This window comes from Rheinheimera sp. (assembly GCF_037442345.1).
Classification (GTDB): domain Bacteria; phylum Pseudomonadota; class Gammaproteobacteria; order Enterobacterales; family Alteromonadaceae; genus Pararheinheimera.
On record NZ_JBBIQL010000015.1, the window covers coordinates 91,423 to 116,121 of the forward strand.

Genomic DNA, 24,699 nt, shown 5'->3' on the forward strand with positions numbered 1-24,699 from the left:
TTCAAGACCTGACCCCGTGCGGCGTGGCACAATGGCGGCTGTTTTCTGAAGAGTAGCCCCAATGCGATTTGATTTACATAGCCATACCACCTGTTCTGACGGTGTGCTGAGCCCGGCACAACTGGTGGCCCGCGCCGCTGAAAAAGGCGTGGATGTGCTGGCTATTACCGACCACGACACTGTGGCCGGTCTTGCCGATGCCCAAAGCGCTATTGCCGCGCAGCAACTGGCGTTGCAACTGGTGAATGGGGTGGAAATTTCCACCGCCTGGCTGGAATTCGAAATTCATATTGTCGGCTTGAACATCAACCCGGAGTGTCCGGTTTTTCTGGAGCGACTGGCGTCGCAGCAGCAGCGCCGGTACGAACGGGCTGAAGAGATGGCGCGCCGGCTGGAAAAAAACAAAATTCCTGACGTGCTGAGTAACGTACTGCGTATTGCCGATGGTGCTGCGCTGACCCGCACGCATTTTGCCCGTTATCTGGTGGAAATTGGCAAAGCGCCGAATCTGAATGGCGTGTTTAAAAAGTATTTAGGCCGTGGCAAAACCGGTTATGTGCCGAATAACTGGGTGGCGCTGGCCGACGCTGTGCAGTGGATTTTAGACGCAGGCGGCGTGCCTGTGCTGGCACACCCGCTGAAATACAACCTGAATGGCCGTTATCTGACCCGCTTGACTGAGGCCTTTGCCGCGGCCGGTGGCCAGGCCATTGAAGTGGCGTCGGCGCAAATCACGCCGGTGCAAAAACGTCAGGTCTGGGATCTGGCGAAAAAATTTGGCCTGACTGCGTCGGCCGGTTCTGATTTCCACCAGCCCACGCCCTGGAATGAGCTGGGGAAGCACTTGTATTTTACCGATGATATTATCCCGGTTTGGCACAACTGGTTGCAGTTCCAGCCCACTCAGGCTTGAGTTTAGCGGCAAGCCTTGCTATTTCTATATAAAGTTTGAGTAAAAAGAAGCACTTATGAGCCAGTTTTTCTATGTCCATCCGGAGAACCCGCAGCAGCGTCTGTTAAAGCAGGCGGTGCAGATTATTCAGCAGGGCGGCGTTATTGTGTACCCGACCGATTCGGGTTATGCACTGGGCTGTCATATTGGCGACAAAGATGCGCTGGAGCGTATTCTGCAAATCCGTCAGATGAACACCGAACACCACTTTACCCTGATGTGCCGCGATTTATCGGAGCTGTCGGTGTACGCCAAAGTGGAAAACACCGCATTCCGGCTGATTAAAAATCATACGCCTGGTCCTTTTACCTTTATCCTCAAAGGCACCAAAGAAGTGCCGCGGCGCCTGTTGAACGAAAAGAAAAAGACCGTGGGCCTGCGTATTCCGGACAATAAAATTGCGCTGGCACTGCTGGCCGAATTGGGTGAGCCGCTGATGTCGAGCTCGCTGGTGTTGCCAGGCCAGGATTTTGCCGAAGCAGACCCGGACGATATGCGCCACCAACTGGAGCGTCAGGTCGATTTAATTATTCATGGTGGTGTCATAGCCGAAGCGCCCACTACAGTGATTGACCTGTCCGAAGATTTCCCTGTGCTGGTGCGCCAGGGCCAGGGCGATGCTTCGGCTTTTGTCTGAGCCTGAACTGCACTGATGAGCGAGCTGCAGGTCGAATTTGAATCCTTAACGGTGCAGCACCCATTGCCGCTGGCTTTTGTCCGCGGTGAGGCCGTGCTGGAAAAACCCGAGGATTTGTATATTCCGCCGCAGGCGCTGGAAGTGCTGCTTGACAGCTTCGAAGGCCCGCTGGATTTTCTGCTTTATATCATCCGCAAGTACAAATTCGACATTGTCGATTTGCCGGTCAACGAAATCACCCTGCAGTACATGGAATACATCAACCTGATGCAGGAGATGAATTTTGAGCTGGCGGCTGAGTATTTGTTGATGGCCGCTATGCTGGCCGAAATTAAATCCCGCCTGTTATTGCCGCAACATTCACAGGGCAGCGACGAAGAGGCAGACCCCAGAGCGGATTTAATCCGCCGCCTGCAGGAATACGAAGTGATCCGTCAGGCAGCGTCGGACATCGACCTGCTGCCGCGGCTGGAGCGCGACCATTTCAGTGGGCAGGCAGAGCTTGCCGACAACTTCAGCCCTTTTGTGATCCTGCCGGAAGTGTCGATGCAGGAGTTGTTGTCGGCGCTGACCGACATTGCCAAACGCGCCAAAGACTTTCAGCACCATCAGATCAAAAAAGAAGCGCTGTCGACCCGCGAACGCATGAGCCGCATTCTGGAGTTGTTGCGTGGCCGCAGTGGCTACCTGAATTTTGAAGACTGTTTTGAGCTGGCTGAAGGCCGCGCCGGGGTGGTGGTGACCTTTCTGGCAGTGCTGGAACTGGTGAAAGAGAAACTGGTGCAAGTGATTCAGGTGGAAGTTTATGGTCAGATCCACGTCAAATTGGCATAATAGCCGCCGTTTTACCCCTGTGAAGGAATGCCATGGCCAGACGCATTAATGAACAGCAGCTGCTGCAGTTACTGGAAGCCGCTATTTTTGCGTCGGAAAAGCCCTTGTCGATTGCCGAATTGCAGGACTCGGTGCTGCAAGCCTTTGACTTGAGCAAAAAGCGTATTCAGGCCGCGCTGGCAGCTTTGCAGCAGGATTATGCCGGCCGGGGTATTCAGCTGACCGAAACCGCCAGTGGTTACCGATTTCAGACCCGCGCCGATTTAAGCGATTATCTGGCGCTGCTGTGGCCAGAGCGCAGTCCGCGTTATTCCAGGGCTGTGCTGGAAACCCTGGCGCTGATTGCCTACCGCCAGCCCATTACTCGCGGTGAAATTGAAGAAGTGCGGGGGGTGACAGTGTCCACCCAAATTATGCGGACTTTGCTGGATCGCAATTGGGTCAAAGTGGTGGGACACAAAGAAGTGCCAGGCCGGCCAGGTTTATATGCCACCACAGCACAGTTTTTAGACTATTTTGGTTTAAAGGATTTAAGCCAGTTACCGGCCTTGACGGAGTTTTCCGACAAGCCCGATTTTTTTAACCCAGTCGTGATGACTGAAGAGAACACAACCAATGAGTGAAAAACTACAGAAAGTGCTGGCGCGTTCCGGTGTCGGATCCCGCCGTGAGATGGAAGAGTACATCAGTGCTGGACGTGTCACAGTAGATGGCAAAGTGGCCCATCTTGGCGACCGGGTCACGGCAACCCAACAGGTGCGGGTGGACGGTCATCCGGTAAAAATTGCTGCTGAAACCGAGCAGATCTGCCGGGTGATTGCCTACCACAAGCCCGAAGGCGAAATTTGTTCCCGCACCGATCCGGAAGGACGGCCGACGGTGTTCGAACGGTTGCCAAAAATTCAGGGTGCCCGCTGGATTGCGATAGGCCGTCTGGATATCAATACCAGTGGTTTATTGCTGTTTACCACAGACGGTGAACTGGCGAACCGCTTAATGCACCCGAAATTTGAAGTAGAGCGCGAGTACGCAGTGCGGATTTTTGGTGATGTGACAGACGCGATGATCCAGAAACTGCGGATGGGCGTGGAGCTGGAGGATGGCAAAGCCAACTTCAAAAAAATCAAAGCCATGGGTGGTGAAGGCATTAACCGCTGGTACCATGTGGTGCTGACTGAAGGCCGCAACCGTGAAGTACGCCGCATGTGGGAATCGCAAGGCGTGGTGGTCAGCCGCCTGATGCGGGTACGCTACGGCGACCTGGTACTGCCGAAGCATTTACCGGCCGGTGGTTACAGCGAATACCCGCTGGCAGAAGTGAATTACCTGCGTAAGCTGGTGAACCTGACGGCAGAAACCGAAAGTCTGGCCAAACCTGAAGATCGGGATGAGCGACGTCGTCGGATGGCGTCCATTAAACGCGCGGTGCGTAAGCACCAAATCGCGGTGAAAAGCGGTGAAAAACCGGCCAAAGAAGAAAAAGCACCCAAAGCCAAACCGACTGAGCAGCGCAGCCCCAAGCCGAAAGCTAAAGGACCGGCGCCGAAAAAACGCACCCGGATTTAACGGAACGCAGACAAGAAAAAGCCAGAGCAATGCTCTGGCTTTTTCTATGGTTTAACAGGCTACAACAGCTACATCAGCGGCATTTTCTTCGGCTCTTCATGCAGCCATTCACGCCAGATGGCCACCAACAGCGCCATCAGCACCGGGCCAACAAATAACCCGACCATGCCCATGGTTTTGACGCCCCCCACCAGACCAAAGAAGGTGGGCAGAAAGGGCAGCTTCACAGGACCACCGACCAGGGTGGGGCGAATGGTTTTATCAACAATAAAGAGTTCAATACTGCCCCAGAGGAATAAACCTATACCTGCGGTTATGTCACCGCTGCCCACCAGGTACAGCGAAATCAGAGTGAAAGACAGCGGTGCCCCACCCGGGATCAGCGCCATAAAACCCGTCAGCACCCCAAAAGCGACCGGGGAAGGTACTCCGGCTATCCAATAAGCGACCCCCAGCACCACCCCTTCACCTATGGCAATCAGCGTCATGCCAATGACGGTGGCACTGACAGTGGCGGGCACCACCCGGGAAAAACGGTTCCAGCGGTCTGGCAATATACGCTCACCAACAGTATCAAGTTGTACGGCCAGTTTTTCGCCGTCTTTGTACAGAAAAAACAAGGTGATTAGCATAAAGAGTAAGGTCAATAATAACCCGGCGGAATTTAAGCCAAAACTCAGCACCAGTTTGGATAAACCACCCAGTTGCTCGCCACTGAATAAACTGACCACCTGACCGAGCTGGTGCGGTTCGGACAAATAATGCCGCCACTCTTCTGCCAACGAGGCTCCAACCATAGGTAAATCCTGCACCCACTGTGGCACAGGGGCGCCATGTTGGTTGGCATCGATCAGCCATTGCACCCAGCCGCGAATTTCGTCAGCCGCATAAGAGAACACCAGGGACAAAGGCGCAATCAACCCCAGCAATATGGCACAGATGGCCAGACTGGCGGCCAGCGCTGTATTGTGGCGACAGAACCCGAGTAAACGGCGGTACAAAGGCCAGCTGGCAAAGCAGATAATCAGCGCGGCCAACACAGGCACAAGAAAACCGATAAAAAAGAACACGCCGGCGGCGAGAATAAGAACCAGCAGCACCTGGCTAATGGCGGTATTACTGATGATCTGCGGCATAAAACCCCTTGTTAGCTTGGCGACACCAGAGTAAAGCTTTCCAGGTTATTCTAAAAGCTTGAATTGCAATAAAAAACCAGAACTTTCGTCTAAGAGCTGGATCTGGCGTTGTTTTGACGTGTATTCAAGGGCCGTTGTTCAGTCCGATTATGCTGGAAATTAAATTCAGTTTCTGTTCATAGACTTAAAGCGTAATCTAACTGGTCGGAGGTCATAAGGGTGGTAAAAGCAGTCTAACTTTTTGTCTGTGACTGAGTCGGAGGTTATGTGATGAATGTACTTGAGCTGAAGCTGGGCATGATTTGCCAGACCAAAAAAGGGGTCGGAGTGGTGAGTTGGATTGACGCACAGGACAGAGCTGTGTATTTATCCGATCTGGACGACAAGGAACGTCACATGGCCGTCTCTTTTGATGAATTGCTGGACGAACCTCAGCTGCATCAAAAGGGAGATATCTACTACTGAACGGATAATTCTCCAAGTTTCATGAACTTTAAGCCGCATGATGCGGCTTTTTTTTGGCTGTCTCTTGGTACACTGAGGATCAGACCTGACAAAAGAACAGAGACTGTTATGAAATTGTATGCCTGTATCGGAGTAGAACTGTCGGACGACGACGCGGATCTGGACGACGTAGCACGGGACTGCGGCCATACCCTGAGCCATGTCCAGCTAAGCGACTGGCATTTGCTGCGTGCGCTGGACTGGCATGGTGAGCCTTGCCTGGAGTTTTTATTGGAAGTCAGTGAAGGAACTGACAGTTTCAGTCTGCTGACGGGGTTAAACCTGAGTATTTCCCATCCTGCTGTTGCCGCCGCCCGGGTACTGCAGGTCCAGCCTGAAGCCTTTTAGTTTTTTAAATCAATCCGCTGATGAATATTGTGCCACTCATCCGGGAATTTGCCCTGCAGCACATAAGAAAAGGCGATGAGCTCGGCAATAATGACAAAAAGCTCTTTGGGAATGGAATCACCAAGTTCAATACGCTGCAGTACTTTCACCAGTTCTTCATCTTCATGCACCAAAACCCCATGTTCTTTGGCGGCCTGCAGTATTTCGGCGGCCAGCTCGCCATGGCCTTTGGCCACGATTTGCGGCGCATGTTCGCCGTCATAAGCCAGCGCAACGGCTGACTGGGCTTTGTCGTTTTTTTCTGTCATCTCAGACCCGTATCGCAAGTAAGCTGGTGGTTTTGGGCATCAGGCTGTCCGGAATTTTACCCAACTGACAGCGGGTTTCGCCCAGCTGCAGGCCCTGAGCTTTCAGCCGGTCCCGTAGCAAAGGCAAAAACTTCTCGGCCAGCAATAAGGCGGTATTGTTGTCGGTATAGAGCTGCAGGTTCAGGTTGGGGCCTGCCAACTGGCTGATCACCAGTAAATTACCAAGAATTTTTAAATCAAACTTCATGGTCAGCTGCCAGCCGGAGCCGCCGGCCTGACGTTGTTCAGGGTCAGGCTCCCGCTCGGTAATCACAATCTGGCACAGATCACTTTGGTGCTGACCATTAAGCGGCAGGGCGAAATAGAGTTGCTGCAGCGGCTCTTTCGCTTGTTGCTCCACGGTGGCCAGCTGAGCCTGTTGCACCGACGCACTGTGCGAGGACAGTTTTTTCAGTAAGTCCAGGCTTTGTTGGCTGTCCAGTTGCTGTACCAGCTCTTTCAGTTTGCCTTCTTTGACCGGTGTTTTTTCCTGGGAGCCTGAACTGATCCGGCCGAGTAATAATTGCAGCGCCAGCGCCAGGCCTGATGCGGCTGTGGTTGGCGCGGCAGTGCCTGGCAGTGCCATCGCCGGACTGAACTGTAACAAGGCCTGCAATTGTTCGGGTAGTTCTTTGGCAAGCTGTGGTTTTAGTGGGTCAGGTTGCCATTGACGGACTTGTTGCAGCAACTCTCGGACCACAGGCGGTAAATCCGGGCTGTCGGGCAGTTCTTGCCATTGTTCTGGCAGCAGTGGCAGCAACTGACGCCATGCCTGGTTCACCGTTGAGGCTTCAAGCTTCAGCGGCACGGGCTCTGCCTGGACTGCGCCGTGCTGATTCATGGCTGACAGCCGCGATGGGGCGGCCTGTGATTGAGGCCTTTCTGGCTGCAGCACTTTGCCTGGAACTAAGGCTTCTGCCTGCTGGGGTTGATGTTTGGTTGCGCCTGCAAACGGCTCTGCCGCTGGGATTGCCTGTGCCGCTAGTGGAGCAGGGCGGGCGTTGGATGGACGCTGAGCCGTTGTCTGTTCGGTATGAACGGGTTGCAGTTGCACCGATTTTCCGGGCGATTCGATGATGACCGTCTGCTGTTGCAGTGGCGCCTTTAATTGCAACTGACCTGTTGAACTTAGCTGCAGCTGATAAGCCGGTGCGGCCAGTTGTTGTTTTAGCGCAGTGGGTAATGCCAGCTGCTGCAGTTGTAACAAAGGTACTGCTGTGTGGCCCAGTTGCTGGTTGAGCTTCTGGCTGAGAGCCGGTAACAACTGGACCTGTACAGCCGGCGATGGAGTGAGCCGCACTGCTTTACTGGCCAGTTGACTGAGGCTGGTCTGTATTTCTTCCGTTTGACTGGCGAGCCATTTTGCCTCTGGCTGCACCTGCAATTTCAGCTCCCCCTGGTTGAACTCCAGTCTGGCATTGAGCCACTGAGATGCAGGTTGCTGCGCAAACACGGCCTGCAAAGGTTGCAACACCGCAGGCAGCGGCAGACGCACAGGCGTGTGTTGTGCAGGCAATTTGAGCAGCAGCGCCATGTCTTGTGACCTGAACTGAACCTGCAGGCTGACCGCTGTTTGCGGCAATTGCTGACTGAGGCTGCTGACCAGTTGTTGCCACTGCGCCTGATTCAGCTGAATGGCTTGTGGGCTGGCAAACTGCTGGCTGAGCTGCAGTTGCAGCTGACCGGATGGGGTCGGGTTGAACTGCACTGTGACCTGACCCTGCAGTTGAGGCAGGTTTAATGCGCTTGAGCTGAGTGTTAAGGGGCCGCTTGGGCTCTGTACAGTCAGACTGCCCTGGGATTTGCCGACACTGAGCAGCGCCTGATAACTTTGTTCCTGCACCAGTGTCACCAGCGTCTGCGCTGATCTGGCCTGGGGCTGGAAAAGGCTATCAAGGTTGATTTGATTCATAGTTTTGTCCTGTGTCGGCGCTGTTCAGGCGCGCAGCGCATTCGTATTCTATTACCAATATGCTAAGATGCCGCCACTTTTTTCCGGAGCCTGCGTTTTGTCGATTCTGTTAAGCGCCGAACAACTAAGCTGTGTCCGTCAGGACAGAGTGTTATTTGACCAGCTGAGCTTTGACCTGCCAGAAGGCCAGGTGTTGCATATTCAAGGCAAAAACGGCGCTGGCAAAAGCTCTTTGTTACGTATTATCGCCGGGTTGGCTGATGCGGAAGCCGGTCAGGTCCGCTTTCGTGGTCAGGTGATTACCGCATCGGCGGCCGAATTTTCCGCGCATCTGCTTTTTATCGGCCATCAGGCTGGCATCCACAGTCAATTAAATGCGCTGCAAAACCTGGAATTCTGGGCCGCCCTGTTAGGCTGCCGCCACTACGAACCTTATCAGTTGTTGGGTCAACTGGGGCTGGCTGGTCTGGAAGACATTCCCTGTTATATGCTCAGTGCCGGCCAGCAGCGCCGGGTTTCGTTGGCACGCTTATGGCTGACAGAGCGACCGCTGTGGATTTTGGATGAACCTTTTACTTCGTTGGATAAACAGCTGATCGCCCGGCTGGAGCAACAGATCCAGCAGCATTGTGCCCGTGGCGGCGCCGTGGTGCTGACCAGTCATCAAGCGTTATCATCCGATTATCAGGCACTTGCCCAACTGGAGTTGCAGTACAGATGGTAAGCAAGGTGTTAGTGCGCCGGGAGCTGGCGCTGTTGGTGCGGCAAAAAGCGGATTGGCTGAATCCGCTGGTATTTTTTCTGCTGGTACTGAGTTTATTTCCGCTGGGCATTGGGCCAGAGCCGAATATGCTGCGTCAGATAGCTCCTGGAGTGGTCTGGATAGCGGCTTTGTTGTCGGTGTTGTTGTCGGCCGAACGTTTATTTAAAGAGGATCACCGCTTTGGGGTGATTGAGCAGCTGGTGGCTATTCAGACCGGCCTTGGCCGTTATGTGCTGGCCAAAATCGCCTGTCACTGGCTGTCGACCGGCGTGCCGCTGCTGCTGGTGTCACCGTTGATTGCGCTGTTATTGGGGTTGGATACCGCCAGTTATCAGGCCTTGGTGTTGACCCTGTTGCTGGGCACGCCGGTACTGAGTTTATTGAGTGTGCTGGGGGCCGCACTGACCACAGCCGCCGATAAAGGCGGTTTGCTGCAGGCGCTGATTATTTTACCTTTGTATATACCACTGCTGATCTTTGCCAGCAGTGCGATGGATGCTGCTGCAACGGGCCTGGATTACAGTGGTCAGTTGGCTGTGTTGCTGGCGTTTTTATTGTTGAGTCTGGCGCTGGTGCCTCTGGCCGTGCGACAGGCATTGAAAATGAATGTGGGGTGATATGTTCCGCTGGCTGGATCCTTATGCAAAACCTGAAACCTTGTATCACTTCTGCGGCCGTTTGTTGCCCTGGCTGATGGCTGGGGCTGTGTTGACCCTGCTGCTGGGCAGTATCTGGGGCCTGGCATTTACGCCGGCTGATTACCAGCAGGGTGATTCGTACCGCATTATTCATATTCATGTGCCTGCGGCTATCTGGTCTATGGGGGCTTACAGCAGCATGGCGGTGGCCGCTTTTGTCGGCCTGGTCTGGCAAATCCGGGTGGCACAGTGGTCTGTGTTGGCAATAGCGCCTGTAGGTGCGGTCTTTACCGCTATTGCACTGATTACGGGCGCAGCCTGGGGCAAACCTATGTGGGGCACCTGGTGGGTCTGGGACGCACGCTTAACTTCAGAGCTGGTGCTGCTGTTTTTGTATTTAGGGGTGCTGGCGCTGGCCGGTGCGTTTTCGGATCCGCAGCGTGGCATTAAAGTGGCGTCCTTGCTGGCCATTGTCGGGGTGGTGAATTTACCCATCATTCATTATTCAGTGGAGTGGTGGAACACCCTGCATCAGGGCGCCACTATTACCAAATTCGCCAAGCCTTCAATTGATGCTTCTATGCTCTGGCCTCTGCTGATCAGCTTATTGGGCTTTGCTTTATTACTGGGGGCTTTAACCTGCCTGCGTTTGCGCAGCCAGATTCTGAAATTCGAACAACACAGACCCTGGGTCCGACAGCTGGTGGAGAACAATTGATGGCTTTTTCTTCCTGGGCAGAATTTTGGGCTATGGGCGGCTATGGCTTTTTTGTCTGGCTGTCATTTGGAGTGACCTACGCCTTATTGCTGGGGCTTGGCTGGTTCAGCCTGCGTGAACACAACCAATTAAAACGACAAATCCGCGCCAAAGCAGCGCGGGAGCAACGGGTGCGGCAACATCAGGAGACTCACAACGAATGAATCCACGTCGTAAACAACGCTTATTGGCGGTCACTGCCGTGATTGTGCTGGTGGGGGGCGCTGTAGGCGCCATGCTCTATGCGCTGCAACAAAACATTGATTTGTTTTATACCCCAAGCCAGCTGGTGGAGGGGATTGGCAAAGACAAAACCAAACCGGAAGTAGGCCAACGCCTGCGTATTGGCGGTATGGTGGTGAAAGGATCTGTCAAACGTGACCCGAATTCACTGAAAGTGCGGTTTGATTTAGTCGACACAGGCCCATTGGTCACAGTGGAGTACGAGGGCATTCTGCCGGACCTGTTCCGTGAAGGGCAGGGCATAGTGGCGACCGGTGTTTTACTGGATGCCCGTACCATCAAAGCCTCGGAAGTGCTCGCCAAACATGACGAGGAGTACATGCCACCGGAAGTGGCCGAAGCCATGAAAGGCATAAAACATGTGCCGCCTTCTCAGACTCAGGACAAGGGTCAGAAGCCATGATTGCAGAGTATGGTCAGCTGGCGCTGACAGTGGCGCTGGTGTTGTCACTGGCTTTGGCGGTGGTGCCACTGTATGGCAGTCTGAAACAACAAAGCGGAGCCTTGCAGCTGGGGCATCCGCTGGCCTATGCGCTGTTTTTATTGACGGCTTTTTCCTTCTGGGCTTTGTCGTATTCCTTTTACCAGGATGACTTTACCATTGCGTATGTGGCGGCCAATTCCAACAGCCTGCTGCCCTGGTACTACAAGTTGACTGCGGTTTGGGGCGGCCACGAAGGTTCGATGCTGTTGTGGGTGCTGATCCTGTCTGGCTGGATAGCGGCGGTGGCATTGTTTTCACGCAGTTTACCTCTGGTGCTGCAGGGCCGAATTCTGGGCGTGATGGGCTGGATAGCGCTGGGGTTTTATGCCTTTGTGTTATTGATGTCCAACCCCTTTGCCAGCACCTTGCCCTATTACCCTGCCGATGGCCGTGACCTGAACCCGCTGCTGCAGGACTTTGGCATGATCATTCACCCGCCGATGCTGTATATGGGGTATGTGGGTTTTGCCGTGTCTTTTGCTTTTGCGATTTCAGCCCTGATTGGTGGCAAGTTTGACAGCACCTGGGCCCGTTGGGCACGGCCCTGGACTCTGGCGGCATGGATGTTTCTGACCCTTGGCATTATGCTCGGCAGCTGGTGGGCTTATAACGAACTGGGCTGGGGTGGCTGGTGGTTCTGGGACCCGGTGGAAAATGCCTCTTTTATGCCCTGGTTGGTTGGCACCGCGCTGATCCATTCGTTAGCTGTGACCGAAAAGCGCGGCACCTTTAAATCCTGGACTGTGCTGTTAGCCATCGCAGCGTTTTCGCTCAGTCTGCTTGGCGCCTTTTTGGTGCGCTCCGGTGTGCTGGTGTCAGTGCATTCGTTTGCCTCAGACCCAAGCCGGGGGTTGTACCTGCTGGTATTCCTGCTGCTGATTGTTGGTGGCTCCCTGTTACTCTACGGTCTGCGCATGCAGTCGGTGCGCAGCCAGGCCCGCTACGAGCTGTTTTCCCGCGAAGTGATGCTGTGGGGCAACAATGTGTTTTTGCTGACCGCCATGGTGGTGGTGCTGCTGGGCACCTTGTTTCCGCTGGTGCACAAAGAGTTGGGCCTGGGGTCAATTTCCATTGGCGAGCCGTTTTTTAACCAGCTGTTTTATTATCTGGTGATCCCTTTTGCGTTATTGCTGGGGTTAGGGCCTTGGGTGCGCTGGAAACAGCAGCAGGCTGCCACTTTACTCAAACCTTTAAGCCTGGCGGCCATGGCGGCACTGACGCTGGCGTTGGGCACTATGGCGGCATTGCAGTCGGTACAGGCCAATCTGGCGCTCATGGGGCTGTTGCTGGGGGCCTGGGTCGGGGCGTCAGCCTTGTTTGAACTGCTCACACGCCTGCAGCAGTTTGGTTCAGTCGGCGTTGGTCTTGGCAAACTGAGCGCCAGCCATTACGGCATGACGCTGGCCCATATTGGTTTTGCGGTGCTGGTGGTTGGGGTGGCGATGACCAAAACCTACAGCGAAGATATTCAGGTACGGATGCAGCCAGGCCAAACGGCGGAACTGGCGGGCTATCAGTTCCGGCTGGTGGACGTGTATGCGCTGAACGGGCCGAATTACAGCGGTGAAGCGGCAGAAATTGATGTGTCTTATCAGGGCCATTACGTCACCCATCTGCATGCCGAAAAGCGTTTTTACCCGGTGCAGCGCACTGTAATGACAGAAGCGGCGGTGGATGCCCGCTTAAGCCGTGACCTTTATGTGGCGCTTGGTGAGTCTTTGGGCGAGAACGCCTGGGCGCTCAGCCTGTACGTGAAGCCTTTTGTGCGCTGGATTTGGCTGGGGGGGGTACTGATGGCGTTGGGGGGGCTGATTGCCTTGCTGGACAGACGTTACCGCCGACCTGCACAACGGAAGGAGCATGCAGATGCGTAAACTGGCATTTTTTCTGCCTCTGGCCTTGTTTCTGGGGTTGGCGGTATTTTTATTCAGCGGGCTGTTCTCCAACCCGATGGAGCGCGAATCTTCAGTACTGAATCAGCCATTGCCCGCGTTTAGCCTGCCAGACTTAAACAACCCGGCCAAACGCTGGACCGCCGACGATTTACGTGGCAAGCCGCTGCTGCTGAATGTCTGGGGGGTCTGGTGCCCAACCTGCAATGCCGAACTGGCGTATCTGACTGAACTGCGCCGGCAAGGCGTCACTATTGTCGGGCTTTATTACGAGCAGCCGGCCGACGCCGCTTTTGGTGAAGTTTTTGACTTAGCCCGCCTGCAGCAGGAGGTGGCGTTAAAGTTGAGCCAGAATGGCGACCCTTACCAGTGGAATATTCTGGATAAAGACCGCTCGCTGATTTTTGATTTGGGGGTGACAGGCGCGCCGGAAACCTTTTTGATCGATAAAAACGGCGTGGTGCGTTACCACCATATTGGCGACATTAACCCACAGCTGTGGCAGCAAAAACTGGCTGCCCAGTGGCAGGCCCTGCAGGAGTAAGGTATGAAGCGATCAACCCTTGCTCTGACGTTGGCATCAGCGCTGCTGCTGTTGCCTGCTGCTGTCTTTGCAGAGGAAAAACCGGGCACCCCTGTTGCCATCACTCAGTTTGACTCTGCCGAACAGCAGGCGTTGTTTAAAGAGCTGACACATGAGCTACGCTGCCCAAAATGCCAGAACCAGAATATTGCCGATTCCCATGCGGTAGTGGCGGTGGATATGCGCAATAAAACACTGGAGCTGCTAAAAGCCGGTCAGGATAAAGAGCAGGTGCTGGCTTATATGAAAAGCCGCTATGGTGACTTTGTGCATTACCAGCCGCCAGTGAACAGCAGCACACTGCTGCTTTGGATAGTTCCGGCCCTGATGCTGGTGCTGCTGGTACTTTCGGTATTCTGGCGCCGCCGTGGGCAGCACAGTGGCGCTGACAGCGTCGTCAGCAAACACACAGAGGTGGCAGGGGAACTGGACCAACTGATTGAGCAGTACAGGAGAAAACCATGATCTGGAGTTCGTTGCTGCTGGCTTTTGTTGGCATGCTGGTCGTAATTATTGCGTTGCTGCTGTTGGCCCGACGCAGCAGGGAAGCGGCAGAAAACCAGCTGGGGCTCTTTGAACAAAAACTGCAGTTACTGGCGCAGGCCCGCCGTCAGGGCGAGCTGGCTGAGCTGGATTTTGAGCTGGCGGCGGCAGATCTTAAGGCTGAATACCTTGAACATGAACAGTTGCAGGCGGTTCAGCAAAAAGCCAGTCAGGGCTGGTTATGGGGCACCATCAGCCTGGTGATAATAGCCAGCCTGGCCTTGTATGCGCTGACAGGCCACTACCAGAAACTGGCGCAGTGGCAGCTGGCCAAAGACAATCTGGCCAGTTTTGGGGAGCGTGCATTGCTGAATAAAGGCGAACCTTTGACGGACGAGGAAGTGCAGCTGTTTGCGCTGGCGCTGCGTAGCAAAATTGCTGCCGAAGGCGATGATGCCGTGGCCTGGTTTGTGATTGGCCGCATTGCATTGTCCAAAGGTATGGCCGCTGATGCTGTGGATGCGTTTGAAAAGGCGTTGCAACTGACCCCCAACAGAGTCAATTTGCTGGTCAGCTACAGTCAGGCCCTGCTGGTGCAAGGTGATGAAGACAGTCTGGGGAAAGCTGGCCGGGCTTTAGCCCGGGTGCTGCAACAGGAACCCGGCAATACAGATGCGCTGTCCATGTTAGGCATGGTGGCTGAGGAGCGGGGCGATCTGCAGCAGGCGCAGCAGGCCTGGGCACTGTTGTTACCTAAGCTGGAAAAAGAGGACCCGCGTTACGCATTGATCGAACAAAAGCTGGGACAACATCAGGCTGGCTTGACCGGTCCAGTGATTGAACTGCAGCTGCAGATCCCGGAATTGGTGTATCAGGCGTACCAGAATGCAACTTTGTTTGTGTTTGCCAAAGCCATCGATGGGCCGCCTTTGCCACTGGCGGTCAAAAGGTTACCGGCCTTTAAAGGTGAGCAGAAAATTCGTCTGACCGACAAAGATGCGATGCAGCAGGGGTGGGCGTTAAGCAATGCCAAAACGGTGCAGATCACGGCGCGTCTGTCCTTGTCCGGTCAGGTACTGAATGACGAAAAAGGCCCGCAAGTGAGCAGTGAGCCTGTGACGCTGGGCACAGCGCCGGTGCAGCTGAATTTGATGCTGCAGCCCTGAGCCGCTGTTGGGTTGGCTGAATTTTAAGCAAACAACCCCTGTTATCCCAAAGCCAGCCCCCTGTGGCTGGTTTTTACTTTTCATTTGCAGCCCAATCGGCTATAACACGGCAGTTTGCCTGCTGTTCAGGCAGGCTTGAAGCGCTCTGGTTGTGACCCGCAACATAATTAAAACAACAGAACTCTAGGAACACGTTATGAATCAACCTCCAGCTTCGGGCACCCTGTTCGGGCACCCGAAAGGACTATTTTTATTGTTCTCCACGGAAATGTGGGAACGTTTTTCGTATTACGGTATGCGCGCGCTGCTGATCCTGACTTTGGTTGCCGCCACTGAATCGACCAACCCAGGTTTTGGTATGACCAATGGCGATGCCTTGCTGACCTATGGTTATTACACCGGCCTGGTGTACGCCACCACCTTATTTGGGGGGCTGATTGCCGACAACTGGTTAGGTCAACGCCGCTCAATCATTATTGGCGGCATTCTGATGGCCACTGGCCAGTTCACCTTGTTTGCTGCTACACCGCACAGCCTGGATCTGTTTTATGTCGGTCTGGGGTTTATTATCTGTGGTAACGGTCTGTTCAAGCCGAATATCTCAGCGATCGTGGGTGATTTGTATCAGCCAGGTGATGCCCGCCGTGACGGTGGTTTTAGCATTTTCTATATGGGTATTAACATTGGTGGTTTTCTGGCGCCGCTGGTGACTTCGTCGCTGGGCGAGAGTGATGCCTTTGGCTGGCGTTATGGGTATTTAGCCGCTGGTATCGGTATGACGCTGTCGGTATTAATTCAGCTGTTGTTTGCGCAAAAATACCTGGGTGATTTAGGGAAAGTACCTGGCCGTATTTTGTCTCACACTGAAGCTGGGACTGCGGCACCACTGACCAAAGTCGAATTTGATCGTCTGCGCGTGGTGTTATTCCTGTTTATTTTTGTGACTATGTTCTGGCTGGCCTTTGAGCAGGCTGGTGGTCTGATGAGCCTGTTTGCGTTGTCGCACACTGACCGTTTTATCGGTACTTTTGAAGTGCCTGCCGGTTGGTTTCAGTCACTGAACTCGTTGTTTATTATCATATTTGCGCCTTTCTTTGCCTGGTTATGGGTGACGTTAAGCTCAAGGAATATTCAGGCGGATGCGCCTATTAAGATCCTGTTCGGTATGCTGCTGACCGCTATTGGTTTTGGCTTCCTGATCATGGGTGTGTTTGAGATGCAAACCAGTCCTGGTTCCAAAGCCAGTATGCTGTGGCTGACCCTGGCTTTCCTGTTCCACACCTTTGGTGAGCTCTGTATTTCGCCGGTCGGCTTGTCACTGATGACCAAGCTGGCACCGGTGAAACTGGCTTCCCTGGTGATGGGGATTTGGTTCCTGATGCCTGCCGTGGCACAGTACCTCGCCGGTTTCGTTGGCGCTTATTCCGACTCAGCCGGTGACAACCCGGCCGTGGTGGAGTTTGCCGCTTCATTGGGCGTGCGTCAGGCTGATGCCGGTTTATTGGTGGTATTTGGTGGTATTGCTGTGGCCCTGGTGGTGTTTGCTGCACTGCTGTGGCTGTTGTCTGGCACTCTGGTCCGCTGGATGCATGGTGCTGAGCGCGCGAAAACTGAATAACGCAGTGTCGGCTTGAAATTGACCAAGGGTATAAGGCAACTTATACCCTTGGTTGTTTCTGCAGGGAGTGAAATCATGAAAGGATGTGGGGTTGTGCTGTTGCTAGGCAACAGTATGCTGGCGCAGGCAGAATTGCAATGGCAACGAGTGGCGGATTTGCCTGTTGCAGTGCAGGAAATTTACCCTGTGGTGTATCAGGGGAAAATTGTGGTGGCCGGCGGTATTGCCAGCCAGTTGCCACTGGAGCAAGGGCAGATGACAGCGGCTGTGCAGCTGTATGACGCCAAAAGCAACCAATGGAGTATGGGTCCTGCTTTGCCGGAAGGACGGCACCATGCCTATCTGGCGACAGTTGCAGAGCGGTTGTTTTTATTTGGTGGTTTTGTGCTGGCGGATAAAGGCAACTGGAAAGCCAGCAGTGACATACTGGAACTGACCGCCGGACGCTGGCAAAAAGTAGCACAGCTGCCCCAACCTCTGACTGAAACTGTCAGTTTTGTGCTTGATGGCAAAGTGCATCTGCTGTCTGGCCGTAGCCCCAAAGGTGAGGCCAATGCCAGTTGGGGCGACCAGCAAGACCAGTCCGTGCATTGGGTGTTTAACCCGGCCGATTTCAGTATCAGTGTGCAGCCGGCCTTGCCCTTGCGGTTCAACAGCGCAGCTTCGGTAACTCATGATGGAGCCGGCTATCTGTTGGGAGGGCGTCAGATGGGGGCGGCCAATCTGAGCGGATTCCGGCGTTATCTGGCCAGCCCAGCCAGCTGGCAGTCATTACCCGACTTGCCCCAGGCTCAGGCGGGCCATGCCGCTGTGGCCTGGCAAAACGGCATCTGGTCGATAGGCGGTGAGTACTTTGATGCCAACGGCGGTGGTGTGTATGCAGGTGTCTGGCGTTTTGACCTGCAAAAACAACAATGGCAACAAGCCGGAGTACAGGCCACAGCCCGGCATGGTTTAGGGGCTGTGGTGCTGAATAATGAGTTGTATCTGATTGGTGGCGCCACCCAGGCGGGCTTAAATGCCACCAGCGCAGTGGTGGAAAAACTAAGCACAGAGTAGAAAAAACACAGAGGGCATATCAGCCCTCTGTTTATCATGGTCAGTTATCCAGGTAGTCATCCAGATAAGCTTCATCTTCTTCGGCGGCTGGCGGGTTGCCGTCATGAACTTCGTAAGCACGGCGCTGGAAGTAAGCTTCTTTGACAAAGCTGTACGGGTCGACCGATTCTTTCAGCAACTGTTCGCTGGACATCAGTTGCTCGCGGGCACCCAGAATATTCAAGCCCGCTTTGGTCAGTGCCAGTGGTGTGTTGAGCCAGTTGGCCGGGAAATACAGATTGTCCACCAGACGCCCTGTGACGTCTCTCGCCGTGCCTGGTCCCATGGCGGGTAACATCACATAAGGGCCATGAGGAACACCCCAGACGGCCAGTGACTGGCCAAAGTCTTCGTCATGTTCTTTTAAATCCAATGCGGTAGCGACATCAAACAAACCAAACAAGCCCAAAGTGCTGTTTATGACAAAACGCCCTGTGCCAATAGCTGCACTTCTGGGTTTGAACTGCAATAAAGCATTCACCACATTCACGGGCTCATCCAGGTTATTCACCACATTGGCAATGCCCTGGCGGGCTGGTTTGGGCACCACAGTCATGTAACCTACAGTGGCCGGACGCAAAATATAGGCATCCAGCACGTCGTAGTTTAAATCCCAGACGCCGCGGTTAAAGGGCTCTATCGGATCCCTTGGGTCGGAGTAGGCGCTGTTGGCCTGTGGTTCTGTGCTGGTGGTGCTGGCACAACCACTGACCAGCGCAACGGCCAGCAACGGAAAAATCAAACGCATCATGCTTAGCTTCATCAACGAAAATCCTTAAGTGAACGATGACAGGATGGCGGCATTATACGGACAAATGACGGCCGGAAACATCCGCTTTTACCACAGCAACAGTTCGAATTTGTAACAGGCTCAGAGCTGAAATGGCAGTGGAAGTTCAGCCATTTCAACAGAAAATACTTCCTGAGCGACCCGTTGCCAGCTGTGCTGGTAGTCGAAGTCTGTGCTGAGTGGCCGCCACTGCATGCCATCCAGTAAGGTATTGAGATTAAATAAAAATGGGTTCATACCATCCAGCCGGCTGATGCTGTGGGTGGCGCGGGCATTGAGCAGCAGTGCTATACCACCAAACGCCATGGCCCAGTTGGCAAAGGCCATCAGCTCTAATGATGATTCTGTTGGACTGTCCAGCTCCTGTTGTGCAACCGCCTGGGCCAGCAGGCTGTCGATCAGCAGGGTAATTTCTTTTTCCAGATCCTGCTGCATCAGGGTGCGTGCCTGCGAGGCCTTTTCCTGTACAAAAGGGCTTTTGGCGGTCAGCACACAGTTAAATAATACGGGGTTGCGCTCAGAAGCCAGCAAATAGGCAAAGTGCATCGCCAGTGCTTTTTCCCGGCTGTTGCCCTGAAAATCGCGGGCTTTGCGGTACAGCACCAGCTCTTCGCGCATGGCGGCGTTACAGAGCGCGACAATCACGTCTTCTCTGCTGCAAAAATGGTTGTACAAGGTGCCTTTGGAATACGGGCTGAGTTTGGTCAGCCGCTCCATCGTCAGGTTGGCAAAGCCTTCTTGTTTCACCAGCTCAAAGGCGATACCCAGCAGCTCTTGTTCGCGGTCAGCGATTGCCTGTTGCTTACGGCTGATCCGGTTTTGCAGCGGGCAAACCGGCTCTTTGCTGGCCAGATCACAGAGGAACTTCAGCATGGTCAGCCTTGGCCTTCCAGCTTCAGCTGGGCTCTGCTTTGGCGCAGGTAAGGCTGGCACAGCCAAAAGGTCAGCGGACGGGTCAGCAGGGGGTAGGCCAGCAACAGCGCCGCTATCCACACGAGATCGGCCATATGCTGATAACGGGCGATCAACATAAACAAGGGGATCAGAATGGCCAGTTTCAGCAGATTCAGCAGCAGCTTTTTCGGCGTCGGCAGCTGATCGGAGGCTTTACGGATCACCTGCATGCGCTGCGCAAAATTCAGCCCCTGTAATTCGGCAATGGTATGACTGGAGAAATGCATCACAGCTCCGAAGCGGGCTCGAAGAGCCCGCAATATCCGGTTAGATCAGTGATGTCAGCACTGCCTGAACCTCGTTCAGGTTCAGCAGTTGCTTTTCACCGGTCAGGCGGTTTTTCAGTTCCACCTTTTGCTCATCCAGGTTGCGTTCGCCAATGATGATATGGAAAGGCACACCAAGCAGCTCCATATCCGCAAACATCACGCCAGGACGCTCTTTGCGATCATCAAACAGCACTTCAATACCAGCAGCGCTCAGTTCGTTGTACAGCCCTTCGGCTGCTTCCTGAATGCGCACCGATTTGTGCATATTCATGGGCACCAGGGCTACGGTAAATGGGGCAATGGCGACTGGCCATTTAATGCCAAATTCATCATGGTTCTGTTCAATGGCGGCGGCGACAATACGGCTGACACCCACCCCATAACAACCCATGGTCATGATCTGGTGTTTGCCTTCTTCGTTCAGCACACCGGCTTTCATTGCCGACGAATACCGGTCGCCCAGCTGGAAAATATGGCCTACTTCAATACCGCGGCGAATGACCAGTTTGCCTTTGCCACAAGGGCTTGGATCGCCTTCAACCACGTTGCGTAAATCGTAGCTCTGGTAGTTCTGAATATCGCGGTCAAAATTCACACCGGTCAAATGGACACCATCTTTATTGGCACCACAGACAAAATCGGCCAGATGGGCGGCACTGTGGTCGACAATGACCGGAATACTCAGACCCACAGGGCCGACAGACCCTGGTGCTGCACCACAAATGTGTTGCACTTCTGCTTCAGTGGCAAACTGCAGCGGGCTGGCCACCAGTGGGTGTTTTTCCGCTTTAATTTCATTCAGTTCATGATCGCCACGCAGGATAAGCGCCACGAAGCTGGCCGGCGCTTTGTCATCGTCCGTATGGGCGCGCACAATCAGGGTCTTGGCAATGCGTGCCGCCGCAATGTTCAACAGGGCTGACACTTCCTCAATGGTTCTGGCATTGGGGGTGGCCACTTCGGCTTTGGCTGCTGTCGCGGCCGGGCGCTCACCTGCAGGTTTCAGTGCTTCAGCTTTTTCGATATTGGCGGCGTAATCGCTGCCGTCGGAAAACACTATGGCATCTTCGCCTGAGGCTGCCAGTACATGGAACTCATGCGACATGCTGCCACCAATGGCGCCTGTGTCGGCCAGTACTGGGCGGAAATCCAGGCCCAGACGGGTGAAGATATTGCAGTAAGCCTGATACATCGCATCGTAGGTTTGCTGCAGGCTTTCCTGGCTTAAATGAAAGGAATAGGCGTCTTTCATTAAAAACTCACGGGCCCGCATCACGCCAAAACGTGGGCGGCGCTCGTCACGGAATTTCGTCTGAATTTGATAGAGGTTGATTGGCAGCTGTTTGTAGCTGGTGATTTCTTTGCGCACCAGGTCGGTGATCACTTCTTCGTGGGTCGGGCCCAACACAAAATCACGCTGGTGGCGGTCTTTAAACCGCAGCAGTTCGGCATCCATTTTGTCCCAGCGGCCCGATTCCTGCCACAGCTCTGCATGTTGCACCACAGGCATCAGCACTTCAATGGCACCGGCTTTATTCATTTCTTCACGGACAATTTGCTCCACCTTGCGTAACACCCGCAAGCCAGACGGCAGCCAGGTGTACAGGCCGGAAGCAAGGCGACGCACCATGCCAGCGCGCATCATCAGCTGATGGCTGATAATTTCAGCATCCGCCGGAGTTTCTTTTAAGGTGGAGATTAAATACTGACTTGTCCGCATACTGAATTCCGTGTTGTTCTTTTCATAAAAATTGGGTTGCATTCTACCAAGCGTTGGCTCAGGGCAGAAGTTTAATCTGATGCCGGGTCCACTGGTTTGTCACTTGCTGGCCGCTGAGCATGCCGCCAAGGCTGTATAACTCACCGTCCAGTGTCAGCAGTGTGCGCAGGTCCATCACACCTACAGCTGTTTGTGCCAGTAACCAGCTGTTGCTGGCCGGATTAAACAACCAGACGGCTGAGCTGGGTTCGGCCGGCAGGCCATTGTAACCAATACCATTAAAGTTATAAGCCGTTTCACTGCCGCCAACAAAGGCCAGGTAGGTACTGCCATTGATGGTCACTTCAGCAGCGGCCATCCGGTAACGGGCTGTGCCTGTCGGGTGGGGTAACTGCTGCCAGCTGATTTTTGCCGGGTCTTTGGCGTCAATGTCGCCTCGCCAGCACTGAGCCTGGCTCTGATACTGACGGGGTTGTGGCTGGTAATTGATCGCCACGCCATCACACAGCACCAGCACTGAGCCTGTGATGGCTCCGGCTAAACCAAAGGTTGGTGTGCCAGGAAAAGGGGTGGCCTGGCTCCACTTCTGAGTGAAGTTGTCAAAGCGCTGCATCAGGTTGACATTGCCGTCCTGTGACCAGCCGCTGGCCAGGTAAATGTACCGGTTCTGATAACTCAGCGCGACCGCATCATCCACCGCCACGGGCATGTCCGGCAGTTTATTGTAAGTGCGGGTCACCGGGCTGTATCTGTAGCTTTCGGCGCTGGTGGTTTCTTCTCCATTGGCTGCGACAGTGTAACCGCCAAATAAAAAGAAGTGGTTTTGCATGGCCACTCCGCTGGCCGCCAACCGGCCTGTCAGCCGGGCCCGGCTCGGTACCGGGCTGACCGCTTGCCAGACCGGGTCACCAAGCGTCCATTGCCAGGCTCTGTTATGCACATCTTTGGCGCTTTTGCCGCCACCCAGGCCCATAAAGCTGCTGACATAAGTTTTGCCGCCAACACTGGTGCTCAAAACAACCTGATTGCTGACAGGTTCTGGCAGTGGGGGCAGTTCAGCCGCCACAACGCTCAGGCTGGGAGACAGCACCAGGCCCAGCGTCAGCGCCTGGCATAGCAACAGGCCCTGTTGCCTGATTTTGCAGCTGATGTATTTCTGTAACATGGTTATGGCCTCCATTCACTGTCCATTTGATATTAAAGTGATACAGGGTCATGCCATAGCTTTGACTGTCACTTTTTTGTTTTTTGTACTGAGGTCTGGGGTCCTGTTTCAACACCTTTTCAATCAGCAGGCGTAAATCGGGGTAGTGAGTCTGGTGCTGACAAAAAGCGCTTGCCTGCTCCGAAAAGCTGACCGTCATATCGGTTTCAGGCGCGCTGTCGGCAAAGCCGCCCAGCGCCTCAGGCAAGGCGTCGGCATAAGGCAGATAAGGTTTAATATCCAGAATGGGTGTGTTGTCGAGTAAATCCACGCCGGATAACTGCAGAACTAAACGGCCCTGGCGGCGCAGCACGCCCTCGAGTTTTACCACCGACAAACCGACCGGATTGGGCCTGAAAGTGGCGCGGGTGGCAAAGACCCCTTTTTTTTCATTGCCGCCTAAGCGGGGAGGGCGCACCAAAGGCGACCAGCCTTTGTCCGCCGTTTCATGAAACACAAACACCAGCCACAAATGGCTGAAAGCTTCGATGCCACGGACCATCGCATCATCGTCAAAACCTTTTTCCAGCACCAATTCAGCTTTGGCTTCGGCAATCAGGCCTGGCTGGCGGGGAATGGCAAATTTCTGTTTGTAAGGGGAGCGGACGTAACCCACGACCTGCAGTTGATAAGAGGGCATTCGATCCTCTGGGCATGTGGTGTCAGACACCAAAAACGAAAAACAACAGGGCAGTATTATGGCAGGTCCGTTCACCTGAGGACAAGTTTGTCAGCCCTGGGGGCTGAACGTCAGAAAAAGTGCTTTACAATCTGGTGGATATGCAGGATACATAAGCGCAAAGACAGACAGCAGAGTCTGCAAAGGATCGACCCGTTTTGCCTTCCACGTAAATTCCGCTCAGACAGCATCCGACACGTCACCAGGCGTGTGTTGCTGTGGATTTAGTTTCTGACGAGAAGATAGAACCATGGAAAAAAAAGTACTGTTAGTGGAATGCCCGGATTCCAAAGGATTGATCGCGCAGATCACCAATATTTGTTACAAGCACCAGCTGAACATTATCCGCAATACCGAATTTGTTGACCCGGATTCAGGTGTGTTTTTTATGCGTACTCAGCTCGAAGGCATTTTTAATGACCAGACGCTGTTGTGGGACTTAGACCACGCTTTGCCCAAAGGCAGCCAGCGCCAGCTGATTGCGCAAGGCAAAAAGCGGGTGGTGATTCTGGTGACCAAAGAAGCCCATTGCCTGGGCGATATTCTGATGAAGGTGTATGACGGCTCGTTGTCGCTGGATATAGCGGCTGTGGTCGGGAACCACCCGGAGTTGCAAAGCCTGAGCGAAAAGTTTGAGCTGCCGTACCACTGGGTCAGCCATTTGCATAAAAGCCGCGAGCAGCATGAGGCTGAACTTCGCCAGGTGATCGACAGTTACAATCCGGATTATCTGGTGCTGGCTAAATTTATGCGGGTACTAAGCCCGGCTTTTGTTGCGGCTTATCCGGGCCGGATTATTAATATTCACCACAGTTTTTTGCCAGCCTTTATCGGCGCCAACCCATACCATCAGGCGCATAAACGCGGGGTAAAGATCATTGGTGCGACCGCTCATTTTGTCACAGATGATCTGGATGAAGGGCCTATTATCAAACAACTGGTGACACCTGTTGATCATACTTACAGTGCGTCTGATATGGTGAAAGCGGGGCGGGATGTGGAAAAAAACGTGCTGAGCAAAGCGCTGCAACTGGTGCTGGAAGACAGGGTTTTTGTCTGTGGCAATAAAACAGTGATTCTGTAACCTGTCCGGGCAGCTATGCTGTCTGGAACAAAGGAGAC

Annotated in this window: 28 protein-coding genes; 19 read left to right on the forward strand and 9 right to left on the reverse strand. The window is 54.0% G+C overall.

Features of this window, described 5'->3' with window-relative positions; genetic code table 11:
- The first annotated feature begins 61 nt into the window (after positions 1 to 61).
- The 5 genes from WKJ04_RS10880 to rluB are packed head-to-tail and all read left to right on the forward strand — an operon-like array spanning position 62 to position 3,989.
- Positions 62 to 913 carry a PHP domain-containing protein gene (locus tag WKJ04_RS10880; RefSeq protein WP_337880445.1) on the forward strand — a complete coding sequence of 284 codons (852 nt, stop codon included), beginning with the start codon at positions 62 to 64 and terminating at the stop codon, positions 911 to 913.
- A gap of 55 nt (positions 914 to 968) precedes the next feature.
- Positions 969 to 1,589 carry an L-threonylcarbamoyladenylate synthase gene (locus WKJ04_RS10885; protein ID WP_337840368.1) on the forward strand — a complete coding sequence of 207 codons (621 nt, stop codon included), beginning with the start codon at positions 969 to 971 and terminating at the stop codon, positions 1,587 to 1,589.
- A 15-nt stretch (positions 1,590 to 1,604) separates the two neighbouring features.
- A complete protein-coding gene (locus tag WKJ04_RS10890; protein ID WP_337880446.1) occupies positions 1,605 to 2,423 on the forward strand; it encodes a ScpA family protein in 819 nt (272 codons plus the stop codon).
- 32 nt (positions 2,424 to 2,455) lie between these two features.
- Positions 2,456 to 3,046: an SMC-Scp complex subunit ScpB gene (scpB, locus tag WKJ04_RS10895; protein WP_337880447.1), complete on the forward strand. Its 591-nt coding sequence runs from the start codon at positions 2,456 to 2,458 to the stop codon at positions 3,044 to 3,046.
- On the forward strand, positions 3,039 to 3,989 hold the full coding sequence (rluB, locus tag WKJ04_RS10900) for a 23S rRNA pseudouridine(2605) synthase RluB (RefSeq protein WP_337880448.1): 951 nt from the start codon (positions 3,039 to 3,041) through the stop codon (positions 3,987 to 3,989). Before scpB ends, rluB begins: the two co-directional genes overlap by 8 nt.
- A 68-nt stretch (positions 3,990 to 4,057) precedes the next feature.
- Here the strand turns inward: rluB and WKJ04_RS10905 are convergent, their stop codons facing one another.
- Positions 4,058 to 5,125, reverse strand: a complete 1,068-nt coding sequence (locus tag WKJ04_RS10905; protein ID WP_337880449.1) for an AI-2E family transporter — start codon at positions 5,123 to 5,125, stop codon at positions 4,058 to 4,060.
- A gap of 270 nt (positions 5,126 to 5,395) precedes the next feature.
- Here WKJ04_RS10905 and WKJ04_RS10910 point away from each other — a divergent pair, with 270 nt between their 5' ends.
- Positions 5,396 to 5,590 (forward strand): hypothetical protein, encoded by a 195-nt coding sequence (locus tag WKJ04_RS10910; RefSeq protein ID WP_337880450.1) that lies wholly within the window; start codon positions 5,396 to 5,398, stop codon positions 5,588 to 5,590.
- Between the two features lie 108 nt (positions 5,591 to 5,698).
- On the forward strand, positions 5,699 to 5,977 hold the full coding sequence (locus WKJ04_RS10915; protein WP_337880451.1) for a hypothetical protein: 279 nt from the start codon (positions 5,699 to 5,701) through the stop codon (positions 5,975 to 5,977).
- On the opposite strand, the gene WKJ04_RS10920 is transcribed toward WKJ04_RS10915, so the two are convergent.
- Together WKJ04_RS10920 and WKJ04_RS10925 are read right to left on the reverse strand one after the other, a co-directional pair.
- Positions 5,974 to 6,285 carry an EscU/YscU/HrcU family type III secretion system export apparatus switch protein gene (locus WKJ04_RS10920; protein ID WP_337880452.1) on the reverse strand — a complete coding sequence of 104 codons (312 nt, stop codon included), beginning with the start codon at positions 6,283 to 6,285 and terminating at the stop codon, positions 5,974 to 5,976. The genes WKJ04_RS10915 and WKJ04_RS10920 overlap by 4 nt on opposite strands.
- A gap of 1 nt (position 6,286) precedes the next feature.
- Positions 6,287 to 8,236, reverse strand: a complete 1,950-nt coding sequence (locus WKJ04_RS10925; protein ID WP_337880453.1) for a flagellar hook-length control protein FliK — start codon at positions 8,234 to 8,236, stop codon at positions 6,287 to 6,289.
- Between the two features lie 97 nt (positions 8,237 to 8,333).
- Here WKJ04_RS10925 and ccmA point away from each other — a divergent pair, with 97 nt between their 5' ends.
- The 11 genes from ccmA (at position 8,334) to WKJ04_RS10980 (ending at position 17,922) form a co-directional block, all read left to right on the forward strand.
- On the forward strand, positions 8,334 to 8,960 hold the full coding sequence (ccmA, locus tag WKJ04_RS10930; protein WP_337880454.1) for a cytochrome c biogenesis heme-transporting ATPase CcmA: 627 nt from the start codon (positions 8,334 to 8,336) through the stop codon (positions 8,958 to 8,960).
- Positions 8,954 to 9,616: a heme exporter protein CcmB gene (ccmB, locus tag WKJ04_RS10935; RefSeq protein ID WP_337880455.1), complete on the forward strand. Its 663-nt coding sequence runs from the start codon at positions 8,954 to 8,956 to the stop codon at positions 9,614 to 9,616. Before ccmA ends, ccmB begins: the two co-directional genes overlap by 7 nt.
- A complete protein-coding gene (locus tag WKJ04_RS10940; protein WP_337880456.1) occupies positions 9,606 to 10,355 on the forward strand; it encodes a heme ABC transporter permease in 750 nt (249 codons plus the stop codon). The genes ccmB and WKJ04_RS10940 overlap by 11 nt, the downstream gene beginning before the upstream one ends.
- Positions 10,355 to 10,558, forward strand: coding sequence for a heme exporter protein CcmD (gene ccmD, locus WKJ04_RS10945; RefSeq protein WP_337880457.1), 204 nt, complete (start codon positions 10,355 to 10,357; stop codon positions 10,556 to 10,558). Before WKJ04_RS10940 ends, ccmD begins: the two co-directional genes overlap by 1 nt.
- Positions 10,555 to 11,040 carry a cytochrome c maturation protein CcmE gene (ccmE, locus tag WKJ04_RS10950; RefSeq protein WP_337880458.1) on the forward strand — a complete coding sequence of 162 codons (486 nt, stop codon included), beginning with the start codon at positions 10,555 to 10,557 and terminating at the stop codon, positions 11,038 to 11,040. Before ccmD ends, ccmE begins: the two co-directional genes overlap by 4 nt.
- Complete coding sequence (locus WKJ04_RS10955; protein WP_337880459.1) at positions 11,037 to 12,995, forward strand: heme lyase CcmF/NrfE family subunit; 1,959 nt, start codon at positions 11,037 to 11,039, stop codon at positions 12,993 to 12,995. The genes ccmE and WKJ04_RS10955 overlap by 4 nt, the downstream gene beginning before the upstream one ends.
- Positions 12,988 to 13,557 (forward strand): DsbE family thiol:disulfide interchange protein, encoded by a 570-nt coding sequence (locus WKJ04_RS10960; protein WP_337880460.1) that lies wholly within the window; start codon positions 12,988 to 12,990, stop codon positions 13,555 to 13,557. The genes WKJ04_RS10955 and WKJ04_RS10960 overlap by 8 nt, the downstream gene beginning before the upstream one ends.
- Positions 13,558 to 13,560: 3 nt before the next feature.
- Positions 13,561 to 14,061, forward strand: a complete 501-nt coding sequence (locus WKJ04_RS10965) for a cytochrome c-type biogenesis protein (protein WP_337880461.1) — start codon at positions 13,561 to 13,563, stop codon at positions 14,059 to 14,061.
- Positions 14,058 to 15,245: a c-type cytochrome biogenesis protein CcmI gene (gene ccmI, locus WKJ04_RS10970; protein WP_337880462.1), complete on the forward strand. Its 1,188-nt coding sequence runs from the start codon at positions 14,058 to 14,060 to the stop codon at positions 15,243 to 15,245. Before WKJ04_RS10965 ends, ccmI begins: the two co-directional genes overlap by 4 nt.
- Positions 15,246 to 15,441: 196 nt before the next feature.
- Positions 15,442 to 16,863, forward strand: coding sequence for a peptide MFS transporter (locus WKJ04_RS10975; protein ID WP_337840350.1), 1,422 nt, complete (start codon positions 15,442 to 15,444; stop codon positions 16,861 to 16,863).
- 75 nt (positions 16,864 to 16,938) lie between these two features.
- The gene (locus tag WKJ04_RS10980) at positions 16,939 to 17,922 is read left to right on the forward strand and encodes a galactose oxidase (RefSeq protein WP_337880463.1); all 984 of its coding nucleotides are present in this window, start codon (positions 16,939 to 16,941) and stop codon (positions 17,920 to 17,922) included.
- Between the two features lie 40 nt (positions 17,923 to 17,962).
- Here the strand turns inward: WKJ04_RS10980 and WKJ04_RS10985 are convergent, their stop codons facing one another.
- The 6 genes from WKJ04_RS10985 to tsaA all read right to left on the reverse strand — a co-directional run bounded on the left by WKJ04_RS10985 (position 17,963) and on the right by tsaA (position 23,538).
- Complete coding sequence (locus tag WKJ04_RS10985; protein ID WP_337880464.1) at positions 17,963 to 18,712, reverse strand: VacJ family lipoprotein; 750 nt, start codon at positions 18,710 to 18,712, stop codon at positions 17,963 to 17,965.
- A gap of 120 nt (positions 18,713 to 18,832) precedes the next feature.
- Positions 18,833 to 19,624 carry a TetR/AcrR family transcriptional regulator gene (locus WKJ04_RS10990; RefSeq protein ID WP_337880465.1) on the reverse strand — a complete coding sequence of 264 codons (792 nt, stop codon included), beginning with the start codon at positions 19,622 to 19,624 and terminating at the stop codon, positions 18,833 to 18,835.
- Positions 19,625 to 19,626: 2 nt separating this feature from the next.
- Entirely contained in the window at positions 19,627 to 19,932 is a 306-nt protein-coding gene (locus tag WKJ04_RS10995) for a DUF6170 family protein (RefSeq protein WP_337880466.1), read from the reverse strand.
- 40 nt (positions 19,933 to 19,972) lie between these two features.
- The gene (locus WKJ04_RS11000) at positions 19,973 to 21,694 is read right to left on the reverse strand and encodes a proline--tRNA ligase (protein WP_337880467.1); all 1,722 of its coding nucleotides are present in this window, start codon (positions 21,692 to 21,694) and stop codon (positions 19,973 to 19,975) included.
- Between the two features lie 58 nt (positions 21,695 to 21,752).
- Entirely contained in the window at positions 21,753 to 22,859 is a 1,107-nt protein-coding gene (locus WKJ04_RS11005; RefSeq protein ID WP_337880468.1) for a galactose oxidase, read from the reverse strand.
- The gene (gene tsaA / locus WKJ04_RS11010) at positions 22,750 to 23,538 is read right to left on the reverse strand and encodes a tRNA (N6-threonylcarbamoyladenosine(37)-N6)-methyltransferase TrmO (RefSeq protein WP_337880469.1); all 789 of its coding nucleotides are present in this window, start codon (positions 23,536 to 23,538) and stop codon (positions 22,750 to 22,752) included. The genes WKJ04_RS11005 and tsaA overlap by 110 nt, the downstream gene beginning before the upstream one ends.
- 289 nt (positions 23,539 to 23,827) lie before the next feature.
- Between tsaA and purU the strand changes: the two genes are divergently transcribed.
- Positions 23,828 to 24,661 (forward strand): formyltetrahydrofolate deformylase, encoded by an 834-nt coding sequence (purU, locus tag WKJ04_RS11015; RefSeq protein WP_337880470.1) that lies wholly within the window; start codon positions 23,828 to 23,830, stop codon positions 24,659 to 24,661.
- Positions 24,662 to 24,699: the final 38 nt, after the last annotated feature.

What these genes read in the sequence shown, in the direction of transcription:
- WKJ04_RS10925 (WP_337880453.1), bottom strand. Translation starts at nt 8,236, where the DNA reads ATGAATCAAATCAACCTTGATAGCCTTTTCCAGCCCCAGGCCAGATCA.
- WKJ04_RS10960 (WP_337880460.1), top strand. Translation starts at nt 12,988, where the DNA reads ATGCGTAAACTGGCATTTTTTCTGCCTCTGGCCTTGTTTCTGGGGTTG.
- WKJ04_RS10905 (WP_337880449.1), bottom strand. Translation starts at nt 5,125, where the DNA reads ATGCCGCAGATCATCAGTAATACCGCCATTAGCCAGGTGCTGCTGGTT.
- ccmB (WP_337880455.1), top strand. Translation starts at nt 8,954, where the DNA reads ATGGTAAGCAAGGTGTTAGTGCGCCGGGAGCTGGCGCTGTTGGTGCGG.
- WKJ04_RS10995 (WP_337880466.1), bottom strand. Translation starts at nt 19,932, where the DNA reads ATGCATTTCTCCAGTCATACCATTGCCGAATTACAGGGGCTGAATTTT.
- WKJ04_RS10885 (WP_337840368.1), top strand. Translation starts at nt 969, where the DNA reads ATGAGCCAGTTTTTCTATGTCCATCCGGAGAACCCGCAGCAGCGTCTG.
- rluB (WP_337880448.1), top strand. Translation starts at nt 3,039, where the DNA reads ATGAGTGAAAAACTACAGAAAGTGCTGGCGCGTTCCGGTGTCGGATCC.
- WKJ04_RS10890 (WP_337880446.1), top strand. Translation starts at nt 1,605, where the DNA reads ATGAGCGAGCTGCAGGTCGAATTTGAATCCTTAACGGTGCAGCACCCA.
- WKJ04_RS11000 (WP_337880467.1), bottom strand. Translation starts at nt 21,694, where the DNA reads ATGCGGACAAGTCAGTATTTAATCTCCACCTTAAAAGAAACTCCGGCG.
- WKJ04_RS10990 (WP_337880465.1), bottom strand. Translation starts at nt 19,624, where the DNA reads ATGCTGAAGTTCCTCTGTGATCTGGCCAGCAAAGAGCCGGTTTGCCCG.
- WKJ04_RS10980 (WP_337880463.1), top strand. Translation starts at nt 16,939, where the DNA reads ATGAAAGGATGTGGGGTTGTGCTGTTGCTAGGCAACAGTATGCTGGCG.
- WKJ04_RS10910 (WP_337880450.1), top strand. Translation starts at nt 5,396, where the DNA reads ATGAATGTACTTGAGCTGAAGCTGGGCATGATTTGCCAGACCAAAAAA.
- ccmD (WP_337880457.1), top strand. Translation starts at nt 10,355, where the DNA reads ATGGCTTTTTCTTCCTGGGCAGAATTTTGGGCTATGGGCGGCTATGGC.
- WKJ04_RS10965 (WP_337880461.1), top strand. Translation starts at nt 13,561, where the DNA reads ATGAAGCGATCAACCCTTGCTCTGACGTTGGCATCAGCGCTGCTGCTG.
- ccmI (WP_337880462.1), top strand. Translation starts at nt 14,058, where the DNA reads ATGATCTGGAGTTCGTTGCTGCTGGCTTTTGTTGGCATGCTGGTCGTA.
- WKJ04_RS10920 (WP_337880452.1), bottom strand. Translation starts at nt 6,285, where the DNA reads ATGACAGAAAAAAACGACAAAGCCCAGTCAGCCGTTGCGCTGGCTTAT.
- WKJ04_RS10880 (WP_337880445.1), top strand. Translation starts at nt 62, where the DNA reads ATGCGATTTGATTTACATAGCCATACCACCTGTTCTGACGGTGTGCTG.
- purU (WP_337880470.1), top strand. Translation starts at nt 23,828, where the DNA reads ATGGAAAAAAAAGTACTGTTAGTGGAATGCCCGGATTCCAAAGGATTG.
- WKJ04_RS10975 (WP_337840350.1), top strand. Translation starts at nt 15,442, where the DNA reads ATGAATCAACCTCCAGCTTCGGGCACCCTGTTCGGGCACCCGAAAGGA.
- tsaA (WP_337880469.1), bottom strand. Translation starts at nt 23,538, where the DNA reads ATGCCCTCTTATCAACTGCAGGTCGTGGGTTACGTCCGCTCCCCTTAC.
- WKJ04_RS10955 (WP_337880459.1), top strand. Translation starts at nt 11,037, where the DNA reads ATGATTGCAGAGTATGGTCAGCTGGCGCTGACAGTGGCGCTGGTGTTG.
- WKJ04_RS10940 (WP_337880456.1), top strand. Translation starts at nt 9,606, where the DNA reads ATGTGGGGTGATATGTTCCGCTGGCTGGATCCTTATGCAAAACCTGAA.
- WKJ04_RS10915 (WP_337880451.1), top strand. Translation starts at nt 5,699, where the DNA reads ATGAAATTGTATGCCTGTATCGGAGTAGAACTGTCGGACGACGACGCG.
- WKJ04_RS10985 (WP_337880464.1), bottom strand. Translation starts at nt 18,712, where the DNA reads ATGATGCGTTTGATTTTTCCGTTGCTGGCCGTTGCGCTGGTCAGTGGT.
- ccmE (WP_337880458.1), top strand. Translation starts at nt 10,555, where the DNA reads ATGAATCCACGTCGTAAACAACGCTTATTGGCGGTCACTGCCGTGATT.
- WKJ04_RS11005 (WP_337880468.1), bottom strand. Translation starts at nt 22,859, where the DNA reads ATGTTACAGAAATACATCAGCTGCAAAATCAGGCAACAGGGCCTGTTG.
- scpB (WP_337880447.1), top strand. Translation starts at nt 2,456, where the DNA reads ATGGCCAGACGCATTAATGAACAGCAGCTGCTGCAGTTACTGGAAGCC.